General features: G+C 59.7%; 20 protein-coding genes. 7 read left to right on the top strand and 13 right to left on the bottom strand.

Annotation, left to right across the window (positions count from 1 at the left end; all coding sequences use genetic code 11):
* Window positions 1-302: 302 nt before the first annotated feature.
* The gene (locus tag ACLD1Y_RS22940; RefSeq protein ID WP_429480081.1) at window positions 303-1,664 is read left to right on the top strand and encodes an MFS transporter; all 1,362 of its coding nucleotides are present in this window, start codon (window positions 303-305) and stop codon (window positions 1,662-1,664) included.
* A 19-nt stretch (window positions 1,665-1,683) separates the two neighbouring features.
* Entirely contained in the window at window positions 1,684-3,009 is a 1,326-nt protein-coding gene (gudD, locus tag ACLD1Y_RS22935; protein ID WP_429480080.1) for a glucarate dehydratase, read from the top strand.
* Between the two features lie 65 nt (window positions 3,010-3,074).
* Here the strand turns inward: gudD and ACLD1Y_RS22930 are convergent, their stop codons facing one another.
* The 10 genes from ACLD1Y_RS22930 to ACLD1Y_RS22885 all read right to left on the bottom strand — a co-directional run bounded on the left by ACLD1Y_RS22930 (window position 3,075) and on the right by ACLD1Y_RS22885 (window position 12,165).
* Window positions 3,075-3,428: an addiction module antidote protein gene (locus ACLD1Y_RS22930; protein ID WP_429480079.1), complete on the bottom strand. Its 354-nt coding sequence runs from the start codon at window positions 3,426-3,428 to the stop codon at window positions 3,075-3,077.
* Window position 3,429: 1 nt separating this feature from the next.
* Entirely contained in the window at window positions 3,430-3,732 is a 303-nt protein-coding gene (locus ACLD1Y_RS22925; RefSeq protein ID WP_429480078.1) for a type II toxin-antitoxin system RelE/ParE family toxin, read from the bottom strand.
* Between the two features lie 148 nt (window positions 3,733-3,880).
* Window positions 3,881-4,780 carry an MBL fold metallo-hydrolase gene (locus ACLD1Y_RS22920; RefSeq protein ID WP_429480077.1) on the bottom strand — a complete coding sequence of 300 codons (900 nt, stop codon included), beginning with the start codon at window positions 4,778-4,780 and terminating at the stop codon, window positions 3,881-3,883.
* Between the two features lie 250 nt (window positions 4,781-5,030).
* Window positions 5,031-6,179, bottom strand: a complete 1,149-nt coding sequence (argE, locus tag ACLD1Y_RS22915) for an acetylornithine deacetylase (protein WP_429480076.1) — start codon at window positions 6,177-6,179, stop codon at window positions 5,031-5,033.
* On the bottom strand, window positions 6,176-6,850 hold the full coding sequence (locus ACLD1Y_RS22910) for a DUF1028 domain-containing protein (RefSeq protein WP_429480075.1): 675 nt from the start codon (window positions 6,848-6,850) through the stop codon (window positions 6,176-6,178). The genes argE and ACLD1Y_RS22910 overlap by 4 nt, the downstream gene beginning before the upstream one ends.
* A 9-nt stretch (window positions 6,851-6,859) precedes the next feature.
* The gene (locus tag ACLD1Y_RS22905; RefSeq protein ID WP_429480074.1) at window positions 6,860-7,591 is read right to left on the bottom strand and encodes a class II aldolase and adducin N-terminal domain-containing protein; all 732 of its coding nucleotides are present in this window, start codon (window positions 7,589-7,591) and stop codon (window positions 6,860-6,862) included.
* Between the two features lie 53 nt (window positions 7,592-7,644).
* The gene (locus tag ACLD1Y_RS22900; protein ID WP_429480073.1) at window positions 7,645-8,475 is read right to left on the bottom strand and encodes an ABC transporter substrate-binding protein; all 831 of its coding nucleotides are present in this window, start codon (window positions 8,473-8,475) and stop codon (window positions 7,645-7,647) included.
* Window positions 8,476-8,503: 28 nt separating this feature from the next.
* Window positions 8,504-9,376, bottom strand: coding sequence for a phytanoyl-CoA dioxygenase family protein (locus tag ACLD1Y_RS22895; RefSeq protein WP_429480072.1), 873 nt, complete (start codon window positions 9,374-9,376; stop codon window positions 8,504-8,506).
* 26 nt (window positions 9,377-9,402) lie between these two features.
* Window positions 9,403-10,920, bottom strand: a complete 1,518-nt coding sequence (locus tag ACLD1Y_RS22890; protein ID WP_429480071.1) for an amino acid ABC transporter permease/ATP-binding protein — start codon at window positions 10,918-10,920, stop codon at window positions 9,403-9,405.
* Window positions 10,921-11,175: 255 nt separating this feature from the next.
* The gene (locus ACLD1Y_RS22885; protein WP_429480070.1) at window positions 11,176-12,165 is read right to left on the bottom strand and encodes a LysR family transcriptional regulator; all 990 of its coding nucleotides are present in this window, start codon (window positions 12,163-12,165) and stop codon (window positions 11,176-11,178) included.
* A gap of 185 nt (window positions 12,166-12,350) precedes the next feature.
* On the opposite strand from ACLD1Y_RS22885, the gene ACLD1Y_RS22880 reads away from it, so the two are divergent.
* The 5 genes from ACLD1Y_RS22880 to ACLD1Y_RS22860 all read left to right on the top strand — a co-directional run bounded on the left by ACLD1Y_RS22880 (window position 12,351) and on the right by ACLD1Y_RS22860 (window position 15,982).
* Window positions 12,351-12,773, top strand: a complete 423-nt coding sequence (locus tag ACLD1Y_RS22880; RefSeq protein ID WP_135289701.1) for a RidA family protein — start codon at window positions 12,351-12,353, stop codon at window positions 12,771-12,773.
* Window positions 12,770-13,750 carry an NAD(P)H-quinone oxidoreductase gene (locus ACLD1Y_RS22875; protein ID WP_429480069.1) on the top strand — a complete coding sequence of 327 codons (981 nt, stop codon included), beginning with the start codon at window positions 12,770-12,772 and terminating at the stop codon, window positions 13,748-13,750. The genes ACLD1Y_RS22880 and ACLD1Y_RS22875 overlap by 4 nt, the downstream gene beginning before the upstream one ends.
* Before the next feature lie 13 nt (window positions 13,751-13,763).
* Window positions 13,764-14,210 (top strand): type II 3-dehydroquinate dehydratase, encoded by a 447-nt coding sequence (locus tag ACLD1Y_RS22870; protein ID WP_429480068.1) that lies wholly within the window; start codon window positions 13,764-13,766, stop codon window positions 14,208-14,210.
* 20 nt (window positions 14,211-14,230) lie between these two features.
* Window positions 14,231-15,484 carry a flavin-containing monooxygenase gene (locus ACLD1Y_RS22865; RefSeq protein ID WP_429480067.1) on the top strand — a complete coding sequence of 418 codons (1,254 nt, stop codon included), beginning with the start codon at window positions 14,231-14,233 and terminating at the stop codon, window positions 15,482-15,484.
* Between the two features lie 90 nt (window positions 15,485-15,574).
* The gene (locus tag ACLD1Y_RS22860) at window positions 15,575-15,982 is read left to right on the top strand and encodes a hypothetical protein (protein WP_429480066.1); all 408 of its coding nucleotides are present in this window, start codon (window positions 15,575-15,577) and stop codon (window positions 15,980-15,982) included.
* Window positions 15,983-15,987: 5 nt separating this feature from the next.
* On the opposite strand, the gene ACLD1Y_RS22855 is transcribed toward ACLD1Y_RS22860, so the two are convergent.
* The 3 genes from ACLD1Y_RS22855 to ACLD1Y_RS22845 all read right to left on the bottom strand — a co-directional run bounded on the left by ACLD1Y_RS22855 (window position 15,988) and on the right by ACLD1Y_RS22845 (window position 19,124).
* A complete protein-coding gene (locus ACLD1Y_RS22855; protein WP_429480065.1) occupies window positions 15,988-17,313 on the bottom strand; it encodes a hypothetical protein in 1,326 nt (441 codons plus the stop codon).
* Window positions 17,314-17,417: 104 nt separating this feature from the next.
* Complete coding sequence (locus tag ACLD1Y_RS22850; RefSeq protein ID WP_429480064.1) at window positions 17,418-17,924, bottom strand: hypothetical protein; 507 nt, start codon at window positions 17,922-17,924, stop codon at window positions 17,418-17,420.
* A gap of 117 nt (window positions 17,925-18,041) precedes the next feature.
* Window positions 18,042-19,124, bottom strand: coding sequence for a hypothetical protein (locus ACLD1Y_RS22845; RefSeq protein WP_429480063.1), 1,083 nt, complete (start codon window positions 19,122-19,124; stop codon window positions 18,042-18,044).
* Window positions 19,125-19,270: the final 146 nt, after the last annotated feature.

Genomic DNA, 19,270 nt, shown 5'->3' with positions numbered 1-19,270 from the left:
ACACCCTGCCCGGAGGCCAGGCGGCGCAGATTGAAAAAACCCTCAGCTTGTATGATGACCAATATTAATCTCAGAAACGATGTTTTACAGGACGACCCCACTACCCAAGCACCCACAACCCCAAAAATCGACACAAACCCCAGCAAACACAAGCAAATAACCAAAACAAAGCACCCGTCCCCCTCCTTATAAAAACAAATACACCCTCCCCCACATTGCGATCCCCAGAAACACACTTGTATGATGTCTATTAACAAGACACACAAGCCCGCATAACAATAAATCAGGGGGAGTTTTGAATTGTGACTAATTCAAGCCATGCATCTGCCGCTTCAGAAAGTGATCCCGTCCTCGCACGTGCCGTGCGCAAAGTGAAGGGCCATGTGCTCCCACTGTTCGTGATCATGTTCATCCTCAACTACATCGACCGGGTCAATATCGGCTTTGTGCGCACGCACATGGAACACGACCTGGGCATCGGCGCAGCCGCCTATGGCTTTGGTGCCGGGCTGTTCTTCATCGGCTACGCCCTGTTCGAAGTACCCTCCAATATGCTGCTGCAAAAGGTCGGCGCACGTATCTGGCTGACCCGCATCATGTTCACCTGGGGCATCGTTGCTACGCTGATGGCGTTCATCCAGAACGAAACCCACTTCTACATCCTGCGGTTTCTGCTGGGGGTGGCCGAGGCGGGTTTCTTTCCGGGGGTGATCTACTACTTCACCCGTTGGCTGCCGGGGGTTGAGCGCGGCAAGGCTATTGCGATTTTCCTCAGTGGCTCGGCGGTTGCTTCGCTGATCTCCGGGCCGCTGTCAGGGGTACTGTTGCAGATTGAAGGCTTTGGGTTTCATGGCTGGCAATGGATGTTCGCCATTGAAGGCCTGGCCTCGGTGGTGATCGGTTTCTTCGTGTGGTTCTGGCTGGACTCCAAGCCCCACGACGCCAAGTGGATGACGCGCGAAGAACAAGATGCACTGGTGGGCGCCATCGATGAGGAACAGCGCCAGCGTGAGGCGTTGACCAGCGTCAAACCGACCATCGGCAAGCTGCTCAAAGACCGCCAGATCCTGCTGTTCTGCGCCCTGTACTTCTGCATCCAACTGACTATCTACGCCGCCACCTTCTGGCTGCCGAGCATCATCAAGAAGATGGGCGACCTGAGCGACGTGCAGGTCGGTTTCTTCAATTCGATCCCGTGGCTGATCTCGATCATCGCCATGTACGCGTTCGCATCGCTGTCGGGCAAATTCAAGTTCCAGCAGGCGTGGGTCGCGGCGGCGCTGTTGATTGCAGCGGCGGGCATGTTCATGTCCACCACCGGCGGGCCGGTGTTTGCCTTTGTGGCGATCTGCTTTGCCGCCATCGGTTTCAAATCGGCGTCGTCGCTGTTCTGGCCGATCCCCCAGGGCTACCTGGATGTGCGCATCGCCGCCGCGGTAATCGCACTGATCAACTCCATCGGCAACCTGGGCGGCTTCGTTGCACCGACCACGTTCGGCTTTCTGGAACAGACCACCGGCTCGATCCAGGGCGGCCTCTATGGCCTGGCCGGCACCTCGGTGCTGGCGGCGATCCTGGTGTTTTTTGCCAAGACATCGCCCTCTGCCCTGCTGAACTCGCCAAGCGGGGTGCCAACAGGCGCCGCCCTCAGCAAACCTCTTTGAACCTGCCTAGGAACCTGCCATGAATACGCCCATCGTCACCCACTTCCAGGTCATCCCCGTCGCTGGCCACGACAGCATGCTGCTCAACCTCAGCGGCGCCCACGGCCCTTACTTCACGCGCAACATCGTCATTCTCAAGGACAGCTCCGGCAACACCGGCGTGGGCGAAGTGCCCGGCGGTGAACGCATCCGCCAAACCCTGGAAGACGCCCGCAGCCTGGTGATCGGCCAACCCATCGGCCAGTACCAGCGCATCCTCAACCAGATGCGCACCACCTTTGCTTCCAGGGATAGCGCCGGGCGCGGTCTGCAGACCTTTGACCTGCGCATCACCATTCACGCGGTCACGGCGATGGAAGCCGCCTTGCTCGACCTGCTGGGCCAGTTCCTCGAAGTGCCAGTGGCGGCGTTGCTCGGTGAAGGGCAGCAGCGTGATGCAGTGAAGATGCTCGGTTATCTGTTCTATGTCGGCGACCGCAACGCGACCGACCTGGCCTACCGAAATGAGGCCGACACTGATGATGAGTGGTTCCGCCTGCGCCATGAAAAGGCCCTGACCGCCGATGCAGTCGTGCGCCTGGCCGAAGCCGCCAAAGCCAAATACGGCTTCAACGACTTCAAGCTCAAGGGCGGCGTATTGAGTGGCGATGCAGAAATCGAGGCGGTCACCGCCCTGGCCGAACGCTTCCCCGACGCACGCATCACCCTGGACCCGAACGGCGCCTGGTCGCTTAAGGAAGCCATCCGCCTGTGCCGCGACCAGCACAAGGTGTTGGCCTATGCCGAAGACCCGTGCGGTGCCGAAAACGGCTATTCCGGCCGCGAAGTGATGGCCGAGTTCCGTCGTGCCACGGGGCTTAAAACCGCCACCAATATGATCGCCACCGACTGGCGCGAAATGGGCCACGCCATCCAACTGCAATCGGTGGATATTCCGCTGGCCGATCCGCACTTCTGGACGATGCAAGGTTCGGTGCGCGTGGCACAAATGTGCAATGACTGGGGCCTGACCTGGGGCTCGCATTCCAATAACCACTTCGATATTTCCCTGGCGATGTTCACCCAGGTCGCCGCCGCCGCGCCGGGTGAGATCACCGCCATCGACACCCACTGGATCTGGCAGGACGGCCAGCGCCTGACCAAGGCGCCGCTGAAAATCGAAGCGGGTTATGTGAAGGTACCGGCCAAACCGGGCCTGGGGGTGGACATCGACATGGACGCCGTGGCCAAGGCCCATGAGCTGTACAAGGGCATGGGCCTTGGGGCGCGGGATGACAGCGTGGCGATGCAGTTTTTGATCCCAGGATGGCAATTCAACAACAAACAGCCGTGCCTGGTGCGATAAGGCAAACACAGGCAATCAAGTGTGGGAGCTGGCTTGCCTGCTCCCACATTAGAGCTTCGTCATGTTCAAGTCCGCGTCTTGCCAGCCGCAATCGGCTGCACCGTCAGCTCCACTCCCAACGCCAGCATCAGCTTCTGGACCGTCTCATAACGGGTTTTCGAGCCGCCTTTGAGGGTCTTGTACAGACTCTCCCGATTAACCCCCGCTGCCTCGGCTACCTTGTTCACGCCTTGGGCCTTGGCGACCTCGGCCAGTGCTTTCATCAGTATCTGCGGGTCGTTGGACTTCATGCTTTGCGCCAGGTAAGCACTGATCACTTGCGGGCTGTCGAGGAAGCGCGAGGCTTCGTAGACGCGGGTGCCAGAGATGTCCAGATCGAGGATCGGCATGTCCTCGGGTTTGAATTTCGATTCACTCATTTCATTGACCTCTCAGGGCATCAAGAATCTCTTTTGCCCGTTTGATTCCTCGTTTCTGGTCGGTTTTATCGCTGCCCCACAGCATCAGGTAGGCAACGATCCCCACGCGCACAAAATAGATTCTGTAGCCGGGCCCCACAAACACGCGCATTTCACTCAGGCCGTCGCCTACCGGCTCGCAGTCGCCGAAGTTGTTTTCTTCGGCGCGGTCCAATCGGGTCAGCACCGCCGTTTTCCCGCACACATCCCTCATACCGTCGAGCCATGTATCAAACTCCGGCGTCCTGCCGATCACGTTGGTCACAGTGTCACCTGTAGCCTAGTGGCTACTCCTTGTGGTTGCTAGCGAAATTTCAGTTCCGGCGATGGCCGGTTAGAAAAACGTAGTCCAGCCCTTAGAGGAGCAGCCATTCGATTCTATTAGCGCTTGTTTCCCAAGCACTTGGCCACCCTCAAAAATCCCAAAACGCCGCCACCCAGCGAAACGCATCCCCATCGACCACCACCCGACCTACGGACGGGAATGGCAAGTGAGTCGCCACAAACAACTCACCACTGGCTGCGGCTTCGTTCATCAGCCGTACACGAACACGTACCGACTCTTCAGGGTCGTGCTCGAAGCCGTTGTGCCAGTCGGGGTGTTCGAAGGCCACCGGGAATAGCGCGTCGCCGGCAAAGGTCAGCCGTTCACCACCGGACGTCACATACACCACGCTGTGCCCTGGAGTGTGACCACCGGTCAGCTTGGCGACCACACCGGGCGCGACCTGATGTTCATCGTCGAAGGGGTGCAGATTGCCCTGGTACAGGGCCATGAATTGCTGGGCAGTAGCCCTCAGTACGTCCGGCACCGGTGCGGGCATGTCGGTATAGGTGAAGTCTGGCGCTGCCCAGAAGTCGACCTCGATGGCAGCCACATGGATGCGTACGTCGGGGCGCAGTTTGCTGTTGACCTCATCCACCAGCAGCCCGCCGATATGGTCCATGTGCATGTGGGTGATCACAATGTCGGTCACCGACGACAACGCGACACCGGCAGCCTCCAGGCGCTTGGGAAACTGCCCGGCCCGCGGGAAGCCAGGGAACTGCCCGCCCAGGCCAGCGTCCACCAAAATGACCTGCTCACCGCTGCGCACCACCAGCACATTCAACGCCCAGTCGAAGGCGTCCGGCCCCAGGAACATCGCTTTGAACCACGCAGCGCGCGCGGCCGGGGTGGCGTTGGTGGACATAGTCTGGGTCGGCAGCGGCAGCACGCCGTCACTGATTACCAGCACATCAATTTCACCGACGCGCACGGCGTAGCGCGAGGGCACCAGTTCTTCGGTTGGGGCGTTGAGTCGTGTGGTCATGGTCGCTCTCCTGGAATTTGCGGCGAGGGGATCGCCGGCAAAACAGTGTGCGACGGGGCAACAGGGCTCGGAACCATACATGGGTATAGCGCCCTCACACTTTGTAGTGAGCGGGCTTGTCCCGCGCTGGGGGGCGAAGCCGCCCCAAACGGGACGCCGCGGTGTATCAGATAGACCGAGGTGCCTGGTTTTAGGGCGGCTTCGCCCCCCAGCGCGGGGCAAGCCCGCTCACTACAGGTGATGCATGTGCTTAGACGCGCACGAACTCCGCCACCCGCGCCAACATCCGGTCACAGGCTTCCAACTGTTCAACACTGATAAATTCATCCGGTTTGTGCCCCTGCTCCATGCTGCCGGGGCCGCAGACCACTGTGGGAATACCCGCTTGATCAAACAGGCCGCCCTCGGTGCCGAACGCCACGGTGCCGAATTCCCGGGAGCCGCAGAACTGCGCAACCCACTCGGCAGCCTGGCTTTGCAGCGATGTCGCCAAGCCCGGATAGCTGGACAGTTCACTGAAACTGATCGCCGTTTGCGCACTCACCGCTTGCATCGCGGGCAGCAGTGTCTGCTCGGCATAACGCTGCAATTGCTGCGCAACCTGCCACGGGTCCTGGGCGGGCAACGCACGCACTTCAAAATCGAAGCTGCAATGTTGCGGGACGATATTCAGCGCCTTGCCCCCGTTGATCACGCCGGTTTGCACCGTGGAAAACGGTGGGTCAAACCGTTGATCCAGCAGCTGTGGCGCCTTAAGCCCTTCACCGAGCCGCACCAGTTCACCGATCAAGCGCGCCGCGTATTCGATGGCGTTGACGCCCGACGGTGCATACGCCGAATGACAAGCCGCGCCGTGTACTTCGCAGCGCACCGCCAACTTGCCCTTGTGGCCTAGCACGGGCTTGAGTTCAGTGGGCTCGCCAATGACGCATAACAGTGGCTTGACCGGTTGCCCGTGGAACCTTTGGATCAATGAGCGCACCCCCAGGCAGCCCACCTCCTCGTCATAGGACAACGCAATATGCACCGGCATGCGCAACGGCGCCTTTACCAGCGCGGGCACGCTGGCCAACACGCAGGCGATATAGCCCTTCATGTCCGCCGTGCCGCGCCCGTACAACTTGCCCTCTTTTTCCGTGAGTTCGAACGGCGCCACGCTCCAGCGCTGCCCGTCCACCGGCACCACATCGGTATGCCCGGACAACACAATGCCCGGCACATTCGCCGGGCCAATAGTCGCCAGCAGGTTGGCTTTGCTCTTGTGCTCGTTGTACACCAGCTCACAGGCCACGCCGTGGCTTTGCAGGTAGGTGCGCACAAAGTCGATCAAAGCCAGGTTGGACTCGCGGCTGGTGGTGTCGAACCGCACCAGTTGCGCCAGCAGCTCGCGGCTGTTCATCGGTCGTCTCCCGGCACCGCATAACCCGGTGCGATTTGCGGGTTGAGGGCGCGGTCGATGTAGGCCTGCAGCTGCCCGCGATAGGCTTGCCAGAGCTGGTCGAGGGCGCCGATGGGGTCTTCATCGGCCCAGTCGACACGCAGGTTGATGATGGGCCACTGCACCTCATCCACCACGATCAACGCCGCCGAATGCACCGGCCCTACTTCGCCGCCGTGGGCCTGGCCAGTGTGCATGGCCGCCAGCAGCCGGTCAGCCAGATGCCCCGGTGCGTGTTCAAACGCCCGCACCATCGCCTCGATCACGCCAGGATTGGCGAGCATATTGCCCGCCGCGACACACTGCTCACCGCTGACCGCGTTGTGAATACCCAGGGTCTTGGCACCACTGAAATGCGCCGTGCGCCCCTGGCTATCAATCACCGTCACCTGGCGATATTCACTGTGTTCCTGCCCGGCCACAACGGCCAGCGTCTCATCCGGCGCTGCGCCCTGCGCCAGTAAGTTCAATACCTGCGGGCCCAGGCTCGGCAAGGTGATGTTCTGCGACGCCACCGCGCCCACGCCCGGCTGCAGCCACGGGCAACGGGCGCCCACGGCAATGCTCGACGAACTGATGGCAATGCCCAACTGGCCCGTTTCAGCACAGCGGGCGACAACGGAAAAGGTCATGTGGAATCCTCAGTCGAGCACTGACGGGTCAGCGTCGATCATCAACTGCTTCATTTCTTCAAAATGCTGGCGCGAAAAATCCGCGATGCCTTCCCAGCCCCGTGCGGTTTTTTCCGCCACTTCATCGGACAACACCCGCAGCGGCTGCCCGGTGGACCAGGCCGTGACGAGAATCTGGCAGGAGCGCTCCAGGGTCCATATATCGTCGAAGGCTTCACCGATGGACGATGCCGTCACCATCACGCCATGGTTGCCCATCAGCAGCCGGCTCTTGCCGTCCAGCAGCCCGGCCAGGCGTGCGCCTTCGGCCTCGGTGTCGGCCATGCCGCCGTACAGCTCGTCCACCGCCACGCGGTTGAAATAACGCGCAGTGTTCTGGTCAATCGGCGGGATATGCGGCTTGGCCAGGCATGCCACTGCGGTGGTGTACACCGGATGCAGGTGCAGCACGGCGCGGGTTTGCGGCAATAACCGGTGAATCTGGCCGTGGATCGACCAGGCGGTGGCGTCCACGTTCGGGTGGTCGGCGCAGGAGGCGTCATCCGCGTTCAGCAGCAATAGGTCACTGGCACGGATGCGCGAGAAGTGCTTCCACTTCGGGTTGAGCAAAAACTGTTTGCCATCGGCCGACACGGCGGCGCTGAAGTGGTTGGCCACCGCTTCGTGCATGCCCAAGTGGGCGATGATGCGAAAGGTCGCCGCCAGGTCGATGCGCGTGTGTTCTTCGTGGGATAACGCCATGGATCGGTCTCCGCAAGGCGCGGCCGCAGGGGCTGCGGCACGCGCTTATAGGCTTACTGCGGCATCAGCGCCGCGATGTCAGCATCGGTGGGTGCCTGGAAGTTGTATTTCTTGAGCAAGGCCGCGTATTCCGGGGTTGCACGGTACTTCTCCAGGCCGTCGAGCAGGGCTTTCTTCACGGTGTCGTTGCCCTTCTTCACGCCGAAGCCGTTGAGCACCGGGTAGATCAGGGTGTCGGAAGAAATCACCACGCGGCTGCCCAGCTTGTCGATCACGCCACGGGCCACGGCCGCGTCGGTGATTTGCGCTTCAACGGCGTGGGCCAGCAAGGCTTGGGTGGTTTGCGGGTCGGTGCTGTACTCGCTGATCTGGATCGGCTTCAAGCCCTTGGCCACGCAGTACTCGGTGGACAGCTTGTTCATCTGCGCCAGCCACGAGGTGGCGCCCATGGAACCGATCTTGTGGCCGCAGAATTCTTCCGGGGTCTTGGGCTGGAAGGTGCTGTCCTTGAGGGTCAGGATCGACTCGCCGCTCTTGAGGTAAGGGATCATGTCGATCACCTTGACCCGTTCGGCGGTGATGTACATCGACGAATTGGTCACGTCGAAACGCCCGGCCTGCAAGCCGGTGATCAGGTTGGGAAAACGCGTGTCGAGGGTCTCGACCTTGCGCCCCATGACCTTGCCCAGGCCATCCATGAACTCGATATCAAACCCGGCCGGCTTGTTGTTATCCATGTATTCATAAGGGAAGAAGGTCACGTCGGAACCGGCGATGATCTTGCCTTCCTGCTGGAACGCCGAGGCTGCCAACGAAGTCATTGCCACCGCAGCACCCAACAGGCACACGGCAAGGGGACGAACACGCATACGAAACGCTGTCATGGTTTTTACCCGCAAGGTTTTTAGGAGGTTAGGCAGTGGCTGAATCTTGTCCGGCCTGTTGCACAAAGAACGAGGCGCCACGGGGTTTCTGCGGCAAGCGCATATGGTTGTCCGTGGATCGCACCAAGCCACTTTCTTCACCGGCCACCAACAGGCCGGCGTGTGCACTGGGCAGAGGGTTTTCGCCGAATGGCAGCGCGTCTTCAGCGGCGTACACGCTGATGAAGAGAGTGCGCGGCAGTTCGGTCTCGTTAGGGCTGGAAGCATGCAGAAGGCGGGTGTGCATAAAGCACACAGAACCGGCCGGGCCGTAGCAGGCCACCGGTTGCTGGCAGTGTTCTTCGACGACCGCGTCGTCTACCGAACCGGTGAAACGCTGGTTTTGCCAATGAGACCACAGCGGGCCCTTGTGGCTGCCGGGGATCACATTCAGCGGGCCGTTTTGCGGGGTCACTTCGCTGACCATCAGCAAGGCGGTGACGATGTCGTCGTTGCTATGGGGCGTGAACAAAAAGTCCTGGTGCCACTTCACCTGGGTCGCGGTGTGGGGCAGTTTTGAGTTGATCTTGCTGTGGTGAAAACGTGCGCCGTTGCCGCCGATAAGCTGCGCGGAAATCGCCGCCATGCGCGACTGCAATGCCACGCGTTCATACGCCGGGGAAATCTCGGTGGGCGAACTGACCCGACGCAACGAGGGGTGATCAGCGCGGTGATCGCCCTCCAGGTCAAAGCGTTCACGGCCATCCACCGTGGCGCCCCAACCTTGGTGGTGGCTGCGGCTCTCTTCTACCCATTGATCAAAGTCGTGTTGCAGTGCCGCCACTTCGTCCAGCGACAACACGCCTTCGACCACCAAGAAACCGTCACGCTGGAATTGTTCGATGTGCAATTGCGAGATCATTTTAGTTTTCCTGAACGTTAAAGAGGTCACGCCAGCGAGACGTCCTTGAGGAACGCCTCCACGCGTGGGTTATGGCCGCTGCGCAAGGCGCCCGGGGTGTCGTCGCAGACCACGCGACCCTTCTCCATGAACACGATGCGGTCGGAGACTTTGAAGGCGAAGTTCATCTCGTGGGTGACGATCACCATGGTGATGCCCTCCTCGGCCAAGGCTTCGATCACTTGCAGCACTTCGTTGACTTTCTCTGGGTCCAGCGCTGAGGTGGGCTCATCGAACAGCATGATTTGCGGGCGCATCATCAGGGCACGGGCAATGGCCACGCGTTGTTGCTGGCCGCCGGATAATTGGTGCGGGTACTTCCAGGCGTGGTCGAGCATGCCGACCTTGTGCAGCAGCGCGTAAGCCTGTTGCTTGAGCTCGGACGTGGCGCCCAGGCGGTGGTATTTCGGCGCCATCAGCAGGTTGTCGAGCACGCTCAAGTGGGGGAACAGGTTGAAGCTCTGGAACACCATGCCGATGTTCAGGCGGTGCTCGGCGTGTTCAATGTACTGGGGTTTCTGCGCACCGACTTTGTTCAGGTGAATGAATGGCTGGCCGTTGATGTTGATCTCGCCGTTGTCCAGTTGCTCAAGGCCGTTGAGCAGGCGGATCAGCGTGGTCTTGCCGGAGCCGGACGGGCCAATCACCGACACCACTTCACCGGGCTGGATCTGCAGGTTCACCGAGCCCAGCACTTCGATATCGTTATAGGCCTTGTGCAGCCGCGCAGCGTGCAACGCAGGCTCGCCATTGGTGGCCGGGCGCGCCAACGCCGTGCGCTGTTGGGTGGCCAGTGCCAACACTTGCGCATCTGGCACGCGGGAAACGTTGCGTTGGTTGACGTCGAGAAAGCGCTCCAGGCGTTTGAGCAAAAAATCGAACACGGTGACGATGAAGACGTAGAAGAACGCCACCGCTGCCATGGTTTCGATCACCAAAAAATTCTGCGAGTACAGGCGCTGGCCCACCATCAAAATTTCGGTGAGGGAGATCACCGACACCAGGGAGGTGAGCTTGACGATGGAGATGTATTCGTTGGCCAGCGACGGCAATGCCACCCGCAACGCCTGGGGAATCACCACCCGCCATTGGGTGCCGAAAAACTTCAGGCCCAGCGCCCGCGCAGCTTCACCCTGGCCCTTGGGGATCGACAGCAGGCCACCGCGATGGATCTCGGCAACGTAAGCCGTCTCACAGATCACCAGCGCCAACAGGCCCGACCAGAACGGGTCGGCCAGGATCGCCGAAGTACCCGGCAACGCTTGGGGCAAGTTGTAGATAAAGATCAACAGCACCAGCAGCGGCAGGCTGCGGAACAACCAGATGTAGCCGCGAGCCGGCACGCTGAGCAGGCCATGTTTGGACTGCTTGGCCAGTGCCAGCAGAAAGCCGAGCGCAATGCTCAACACCCAGGTCAGGGTACTGAGCTTGATCACCGTCCACGTCGCGCGCCAGAACTCGGCATCGCCCAGCAAACCAAACATGTAATTCCAGTCGAATGTCATCGTCGCTGTGCCCTGAATAAGTTGATCTACATCGATGGGTTGAGAGTCGTGGCGGGAGGGGGTTGGGGTCAATTCGTAAAAGCCGGGGCACTGGGTAGGTAGAACCTATGCAGCTCAATTTGGTGCTCGCCGGAATGGGTGGCGCATCGCACGCCACATTTCAGTGCAAAATAGATGGGCCGCTTTTCTGTAGGAGCGAGCTTGCTCGCGAAAATCCCAAGCCCTGCGCGTTGATTCAGGTTTCCCGCGTTATCGTTAACGACCTTCGCGAGCAAGCTCGCTCCTACAGTCCCGCACCGCATGCGGGTCAAAAAAGCTCGGCGGCGCCATGCCGGGTATGTATTGGTCGGAGACAAACATGCGGCAACGCTCGGCAAACGCCGACACCACCCGTGACAGCTGCGTGTTGCTGGCCGTGGCGTAGCCCAATTGCATGGCGCGATGGGAACCGGCCAGGCGCAGGCGGATCACGCGCTTGCCATCCTGGGACAGGTTGGATTTGGGCCGCGCATTCGCGAAGGAATAGCCAATGCCATTGCCCACCATGGCACGCACCGTTTCGAGGTTGGTGGAGCGCATGATGATGTTCGGCGTGGTACCCGCCTGGATAAACAGGCTGAGGAAATAGTCACGGCTCCACGGCGTGTCGAGCAGCACCACCGGGTAGGCTTCAAGGTCTTGCATGCTCACGGCGGGCAGGTTCGCCAACGGATGATACTCGCCGACCATCACATAGGGCGGCAGCTTGGCCAGGGGTTGGAAGTCGATATCCGGGCTGGTCACCAGGTCGTAGGTGAGGGCGATGTCCAACTCGCCGCTGCGCAGCTTTTCCAACAGTTCTTCGTGGTTGCCTTCGGCCTGGGTGAGCCTCACGCCGGGAAACGCACGACCAAAACCAAACACCAACTCCGGGGTGATCATCGGCGCCAACGACTCCAGGCAACCCACTCGCAACGGCCCGCGCACGGTGTTCAGCGACTCGGAAGCAATGGTGTAGAGGTTGGTCATCTGCTCCAGGATCAGCTTGGCCTCTTGCATCACCTGGCGCCCCACCGCCGTGAGGGAAATACCCTGGGCGTGGTGGCGGATAAACAGCTGGATACCCAGCTCCGCCTCCATATGGGTGATCGCCGCCGAGATCGACGGCGACGACACATGGATGCGTTCAGCCGCAGCGCTGATGCTGCCTGCCTCGCCGGACGCGACAAAATATTCCAGTTGGCGCTGAGTAATACGACTGAGCATCAGGCCTTCACCTCAACAATAAATGTACAGGTGTGCCGTTGCAGGGTTCGTGCCGGGTCATCGGGCTAACCGACGGGGTGCAGGGCTTCGGTTTTTCCTAAGCACTACCCCGCACAAATGCTGGTTTCGCCAGAACCAGGGTGGTGTGAAGCTGGTTCTATCCCGCTTCCAACGAGCCTTTCGTTATGCCGACCCATACCCGTATCCGCATGTTCAACACCAAAGAGACTTACCCCAACCAGAGCCTGGACAACGACCTGTGCCAGGCCGTGCGCGCCGGCAACACCATCTATGTGCGTGGCCAGATCGGCACCGATTTCGACGGCAACCTGGTTGGCCTGGGCGATCCGCGTGCCCAGGCCGAGCAGGCGATGAAGAACGTCAAGCAACTGCTGGAAGAAGCCGGCAGCGACCTGAGCCACATCGTCAAGACCACCACGTACCTGATCGACCCGCGCTACCGCGAGCCGGTGTACCAGGAGGTGGGCAAATGGCTCAAGGGCGTGTTTCCGATTTCCACCGGCCTTGTGATCTCGGGTCTGGGCCAGCCGGAGTGGTTGATGGAGATCGACGTGATCGCCGTCGTGCCGGATGACTGGAGCGTATGAGAGCCGTGATCGCCCGTGAACCGGGCAGGCCCGAGGTGCTGGCGCTGGTGCAACGTGAGGTGCTGACACCCGCTGCCGGCGAAGTGCTGATTCGCGTGGCGGCAGCCGGGGTCAACCGTCCCGACCTGATGCAACGCAACGGCGCGCCGATCCCGCCCGGGGTGACTGATGTGCTGGGGTTGGAGGCGGCAGGTGTTGTCGTCGCGGTAGGCAGCGGCGTGGATGAATGGGGGGTGGGCGATCGCGTGATGGCGCTACTCAACGGCGGTGGCTACGCCGAATACTGCGTGGCCCAGGCGGCGCACTGCCTGCCGGTGCCTGCGGGGCTGTCGCTGGAGAGCGCTGCCGGAGTACCGGAAGCGGCCTTTACGGTGTGGCACAACCTGTTCGAGCTGGGGCGCCTGCGCAGCGGCGACACGGTGCTGATCCACGGCGCCGCCAGTGGCGTCGGCAGCTTTGCCGTGCAGTGTGCCCATGCTGCCGGTGCGCGGGTGATCGCCACCGCTGGCGGCCCGCTGAAAGTGGCGATGTTGCAGGCGCTGGGGGTGTGGCGCGCGATCGATCGGCATGTCGAGGATTTCGTCTGTGTGGTCAACGACTGCACCGACGGGCGCGGCGTGGAGGTGGTGCTGGATAACGTCGGTGGCCCGTACGTGGCCCGCAACCTGGCGGCGATGGCGATGGGTGGGCGGCATGTGAGTTTGTCGTTCTTGCAGGGCGCCAACATCGAGCTGGATTTGCAGGTGCTGATGCGCAAGAACCTGAGCCTCACCGCCTCGACGTTGCGCCCCAAGAGCCACGCTGAAAAGGCCCGGCTGGCGGTGTGTATTCGCTCGCGGATGCTGCCCTGGCTGGCGTCCGGTTTGGTCGCGCCACAACTCCACGCGCAACTGCCGCTGTCCGAGGCGGCCGATGCCCACCGCTTGCTGGAAGCCAATGCCAATGTCGGCAAAGTCGTGCTGACCGTCGCGCAATAACCTGGAGCGTCCCATGTCCCATCGCGTGTTTTTCCTTAACGGGCCCAACGCCAACCTCTACGGGTTGGACCCGCGTGGCACCTATGGCAGTGAAAGCTTCGCCAGCATCGAAACCCGCTGCCAAGGCCTCGCCACCACGCTAGGCCTGAGCCTCGACTTTCGTCAGAGCAACCACGAAGGCGTGCTGGTGGACTGGGTCCAGGAAGCACGGCTGCACGCCGACGCCATTGTGATCAACGCCGCGGGCTTGAGCTACAGCTCGGTGCCGATCCTCGATGCATTGCTGGCGTTCGACGGCCCGATCATCGAAGCCCATATGAGCAATATCTGGAAGCGCGAAAGCTTCCGCCATCACTCCTACATCTCCAAGGCCGCTACCGGTGTGATCGCCGGGCTCGGGGCTTTGGGTTACGAACTGGCACTCACGGCGGTGGCCGAGTTGCTGGGCCAGAACGCCTAATCACTTTTCAGGAAACGCTTATGTCCATCGAAAAAATCAACACCCTGGTGGTCGGCGCAGGCCAGGCCGGCGTTGCCATGAGCGAACACCTGTCCCTCATGGGCGTGCCGCACATCGTGCTGGAGCGCCACCGCATCGCCGAACGCTGGCGCTCGGAGCGCTGGGACTCACTGGTCGCCAACGGCCCGGCCTGGCATGACCGGTTTCCCGGGCTGAAATTCGACGGCATCTCCCCCGAAGCGTTCCCGCCCAAGGAACGCATGGCCGATTACTTCGAAGCCTACGTCGATAAATTCCAGGCGCCGGTACGCACGGGTGTGGAAGTGCACGCAGTGGAACGCCACGTTGGCCGCCCAGGCTTCAAAGTGAGCACCTCAGCTGGCGAGTTCGACGCCGCCAACGTGGTGGCCGCGACGGGGCCTTTCCAGCGCCCGTCCATCCCGAACATCGTACCGGCCAGCGCACCGCTGCATCAGTTGCACTCGTCTGCCTACAAGAACCCCGGCCAACTGCCCGAAGGTGCCGTGCTGGTGGTGGGCGCCGGCGCGTCCGGCTCACAGATCGCCGAGGAGCTGCAAAAAGCCGGCAAGACCGTGTACCTCTCCGTTGGCGAACACTACCGCCCTCCCCGCGCTTATCGTGGCCGCGATTACTGCTGGTGGCTGGGGGCGCTGGGCTTGTGGGACGAAGTAAAAATCCAGCCGAAGAAAAAGCACGTGGCATTTGCAGTCAGTGGGTATGAAGGCGGCAAGACCGTAGACTTTCGCCGCTTGGCGCATCAGGGCATCAACTTGGTGGGCGTTACCCAGGATTGGAACGAAGGGGTCATGACGTTCCAACCGGGCCTGGCCGAGAACGTCGCCGAAGGGGATCGGGCGTACTTTGATGTGCTGCGCGATGCCGACGCCTATATCGACGCCAACGGGTTGCCGTTTCCACTGGAGCCGTCTGCGTGGGAGTTGTTGCCCGATCCGCAGTGCCTGGTGGAGCCGATCCTGAGCCTGGATTTGGAAGCGGCCGGGGTGACCAGCATTCTTTGGGCTACCGGCTTCAAGTTTGATTTCAGCTGGTTGAAGGTGGATGCGTTTGATGAAAAAGGCGAGCCGTTCCACAAGCGTGGGATTTCGGCGCAGAGCGGAATTTACTTTTTGGGCCTGCCCAACCTGGTAAACCGAGCGTCGTCGTTTATCTATGGGGTTTGGCATGATGCCAAATACGTGGCCGATCATATTGTTTTGCAGAACGACTATATGGCCTACCGCAAGCTCGACTGACGACGCAGGAAGTGCCCCGACCGTGTGCCAGGCACACGGTCGGGGCGTAAATGGCTCTACAATCGCGCTCCCCTCATTCGGAGTGCCGCCATGCCACGTTTCCTGCCGTTGCTTATGCTCCTGTTACCTGGCTTGGCCCACGCCTTCCCGGCGCTGGAAAACACCACGCTCTACACCGAAAAAACCCAAGGCTGCCGCGACGTCGACCTCGCCACCTGGCAACACCCCACTCGCGCTCTGCTGGAGAAAAACGACTTCAAGCTGGAGCGCATCCAACTGTGCAATGACGGGCACTTTCCGATCTTCCAGGTGCAGGCGCCTTACGACCCGCGGGGCCAGACCAAGGATTTTTTCTTGCCGCTGTATGAGCATATGCGTAAGGCCAACGGCAAATGGCCCTACGCATTGGTGGATAGCAGTGATGGGGTGGTGGTGTATGTGAGCTATCCAAAGGACGATGGGATCTCCTTGAGGTATGAGGACTATGCGGCGCCGTAGGGTGCTCAGGGCTTGTAGTTTTTCATCAGCTTGAAGAGATGGCCGGGCCAGATGCGGCGTGTGGCAAGTTGCTCGCGCGTTTCGCGCAAGACGTCCAGGAAGGTGCGCTTGGTTGTTTTACGCTGAGGGGTCAGCGGAGACGTCTCCCCAGGGGGTAACTTTGGCTTGCTCACATGGCCGGTGGCTTTGTCCAATATATAGCCTTGAGATTTGCCTAGCTCGGTGAGGGTCCAGACGCCGTTGACGTTACCGACGAGCGCCTTGGAGGGAGGGAGCTTGATGTGCTTGTGCGTGGTTTGAACGACATGATCCTCGTACCTGACCTTTTTGTAGGTAGCGAACTCACCGCCGAGTGGGGGTTGACCCGCGCCTTCATCGGAGAATTTCTTCACCATCCGCTCCAGGAAGGGAATGCCGCTAACATTTTGGAGCGCGCCATGATCTGGATTCAGGATATATCGTAAAAAGCCCTGGTCGATACGGGTGCTGTTGATTGCCGAACCGGTCAGGATGCTTGAGGCGATTGCGGCATCCTTGGGTTTGAAATCAAACGTCACTCGGTATCCTTCGCTGTCATAGCCGGTATTGCCTCCCCCGCATTGATGGCCGTCACTGTTACGGCGGTAGTCACCCAGCGTCCCGGCTAATACAGTGACAAAAGTAAGATCAGCACCTTGTTCCTTGGCATAAGCGTACATATCCGCGACCACGGCCCGATCATCGAGCGTGAGGAAGTCGCTGGAATTTTGAGCACCGTTCTGTGCAGTCATGGGTGGTTTGGCGACCGGAGGTTCAACGCCGTTGAACAGGATAGAGATCATGATCTCTCGGCCGTTAACAGGGGTCGGTTTCGGATTGGCAGCCACTGGGGGAGCTATTGGCTGAAGCTCTTCCCACGCGGCGCGGCGCTCATTGACGGTGAATGGGCCGCCTTCGTCCCGTGCGATCAGGCTCAGTTGATCACGCGTCAACCCTTTAAACGGGTTGCCGTCGACACCGCTGATAAAGCTGGTGGCTTGCCGGGCGCGCGCCAAGAGTTCCGGATTGTCGGTGCTGGGACGTTCGGCATCGTGTCGTGCTTTATTGGCGAGATAGTTGTCGCCGGTAACGGCGTGTAGCGGGTCGGCACTCTGCTTGCCGGCACGCGTCGCGGCCTCGCTCAATTGCCGGGCCAGGATTGAGACGGTGGTATCTGTAACGTCGCGGCTCGTAGAGGCATTCGCTTCCATCACTTGCTTATCAGAGGCGTTCGAAGAAACGTCAGACGCACTGGCGGAACGATCTGTTGCCATTCGGTTATAAGACGATATATGAGAATTGATGGTATTCATGGGTATTCCCTCCGCATTAGAGAACAGCGGCACCGACATAAGTAAAAGTTATTTTCTTACTCAAAAAAGTGCCTACCCCCCCTGTATAGGGCACTTTCATCTCTTTAATACCTGTACCTAAAAACTACTGAATCAACACCCACAGGCCGGATGCTGGGGCGCTTCCCGCCGACTACCCGATGATAAATCTTAACCTGCGAGAAATAATCAAATAATTCACCATTAAAGTCTGACAGCGTCCCGCTGGAGCTTGGAGAAATCTCTCTACAGTCCTCTTGAGAACTCCAGGTACGCAGATAGCACAACCTTACAGTCTCATTAATACTGTCCGTATAGCGCGTTGTCCTCCACTGAATATCTAACAACCGCTTAGAATCTAGGGCTGTACCTTGAGGGAAGTCCGAGTTTGAAATTCTAAAAACCACAAGCCCCTCTCGACGCATGGTATTTGAGTCAGAAAAAACAAACAACGCAGGAGGCGTCACGATTTTAGTGATCGTCCCTTCCGCTGCACGCACAACTCCACTGCCCGATACCACCAAGGCAATCAACAACACGAGCTGCTTTGTTTTCGAATTAACGCCCCACGCAAACTCAATCACGCTTTTCATATTCATCACCGTCACGTCACGAATTAATCCTAAGGCCCAACTCAAGCAAAACCCAAGAGTCACGCCTACCGAACAACCACCTATTTAAATCGCAACATTCTAGATTAATATAAGCGGTCACCTCTCTCCTGCTTTACTCAACGTCTTCAACAAACTCATCAGCCAGTGCGGCAAATCGCGACTGCGCGCAAGCGCTTCCAGAAAGACGCGCTCCTGAACCTGGCGAGGGTGCGCCTTCACACTGTCACGCACTCGGGCTTGCCCTTCCGGAACCGGCGTGGGAATCCGTGGCCGGCCTGTGACCTTATCCAGTGTGTAGCCTGCCTCCCTGCCTTTTTCAGTGATGGCCCACACGCCGTTGTTTCTGGTGATGTACGGCTCTGGAAGCGTGAACATGACTTCTTTGGAGCGGGTGACCACTACGTTGTCTTTAACATCCATGGGAACGTAGGTCTTAAACTCGCGGCCTAGCAAAGACTGTTCTGTTTCTTCGCTGGAGAACTTCATGACCATTTTCTCCAGAAAGCCTATGGAGTTCCCGAAGCTAGACAAGGCGCCAATTCCCGGGTCAAGAATGTGGCGTAAAAAGCCCTGGTCGAAACTCGTAGTGCTGATCGCCGTGCCGTTGAGGATGCGTGCAGCGGCGGCAGCGTCTTTTTCCAAAAAGTCGTATCTGACCGCATGGCCTTGCGAATCGTAGCCGTTGTTACTGCTCAATAGCCGGCGCCCGTCGTCAAAATAACGGTAGCGACCAAGGACTTCGGCCACACTGTCTACGTAGGCCAGATCAGCACCTTGCGACTGTGCGTAAGCGTACATCTGTGAGACCAGAGCTCGGTCCTCATAGTTAAGGAAGCTGCAGCGCGCTTGGAAAGTGAAAGCATCAACTGCAGAATCCAGAGACACGGGGGGCTCATGCCCTCGGAAGATTCGCGCGACCATCAGTTCCCTACCAATAGCGGATATGGGTAGCGGGCTGTTGGTCGCCGCAAGTATCGGTTTGGCGACCTGCAACTCATTGGAAGCTGTGTGAGCTTCGCTTAATTGTCGAGCCAAGGGCGACAAGTGAGTAACAGTCGCCGTGTCAACGTTGGGTAAGTCGGTATTCGTGTCGTCGACTGAAGAGGGGGACGAGACAGTGGCCGGACCAATGGATAAGTGACCATTGGATATCGGTGGATAAATCTTGAGATTGATCATGAGTATTCCCCATGTGTCGTTCATGCATCGGTTAGTCCGCATAGCGGAAGTTCACCGAGTCATTTCCGGCAGGATAACCAATACGCGCACCGCCACCTTGCACATGATGATAAATAATAACGCCAGCGCCATTTCCGAATCATTGA

Origin of the sequence: Pseudomonas sp. 18175 (genome assembly GCF_050432925.1) — a bacterium.
GTDB lineage: Bacteria > Pseudomonadota > Gammaproteobacteria > Pseudomonadales > Pseudomonadaceae > Aquipseudomonas.
The sequence above is the reverse complement of the archived record's forward strand: the minus strand, read 5'-3'. Positions and strand labels throughout refer to the sequence as shown.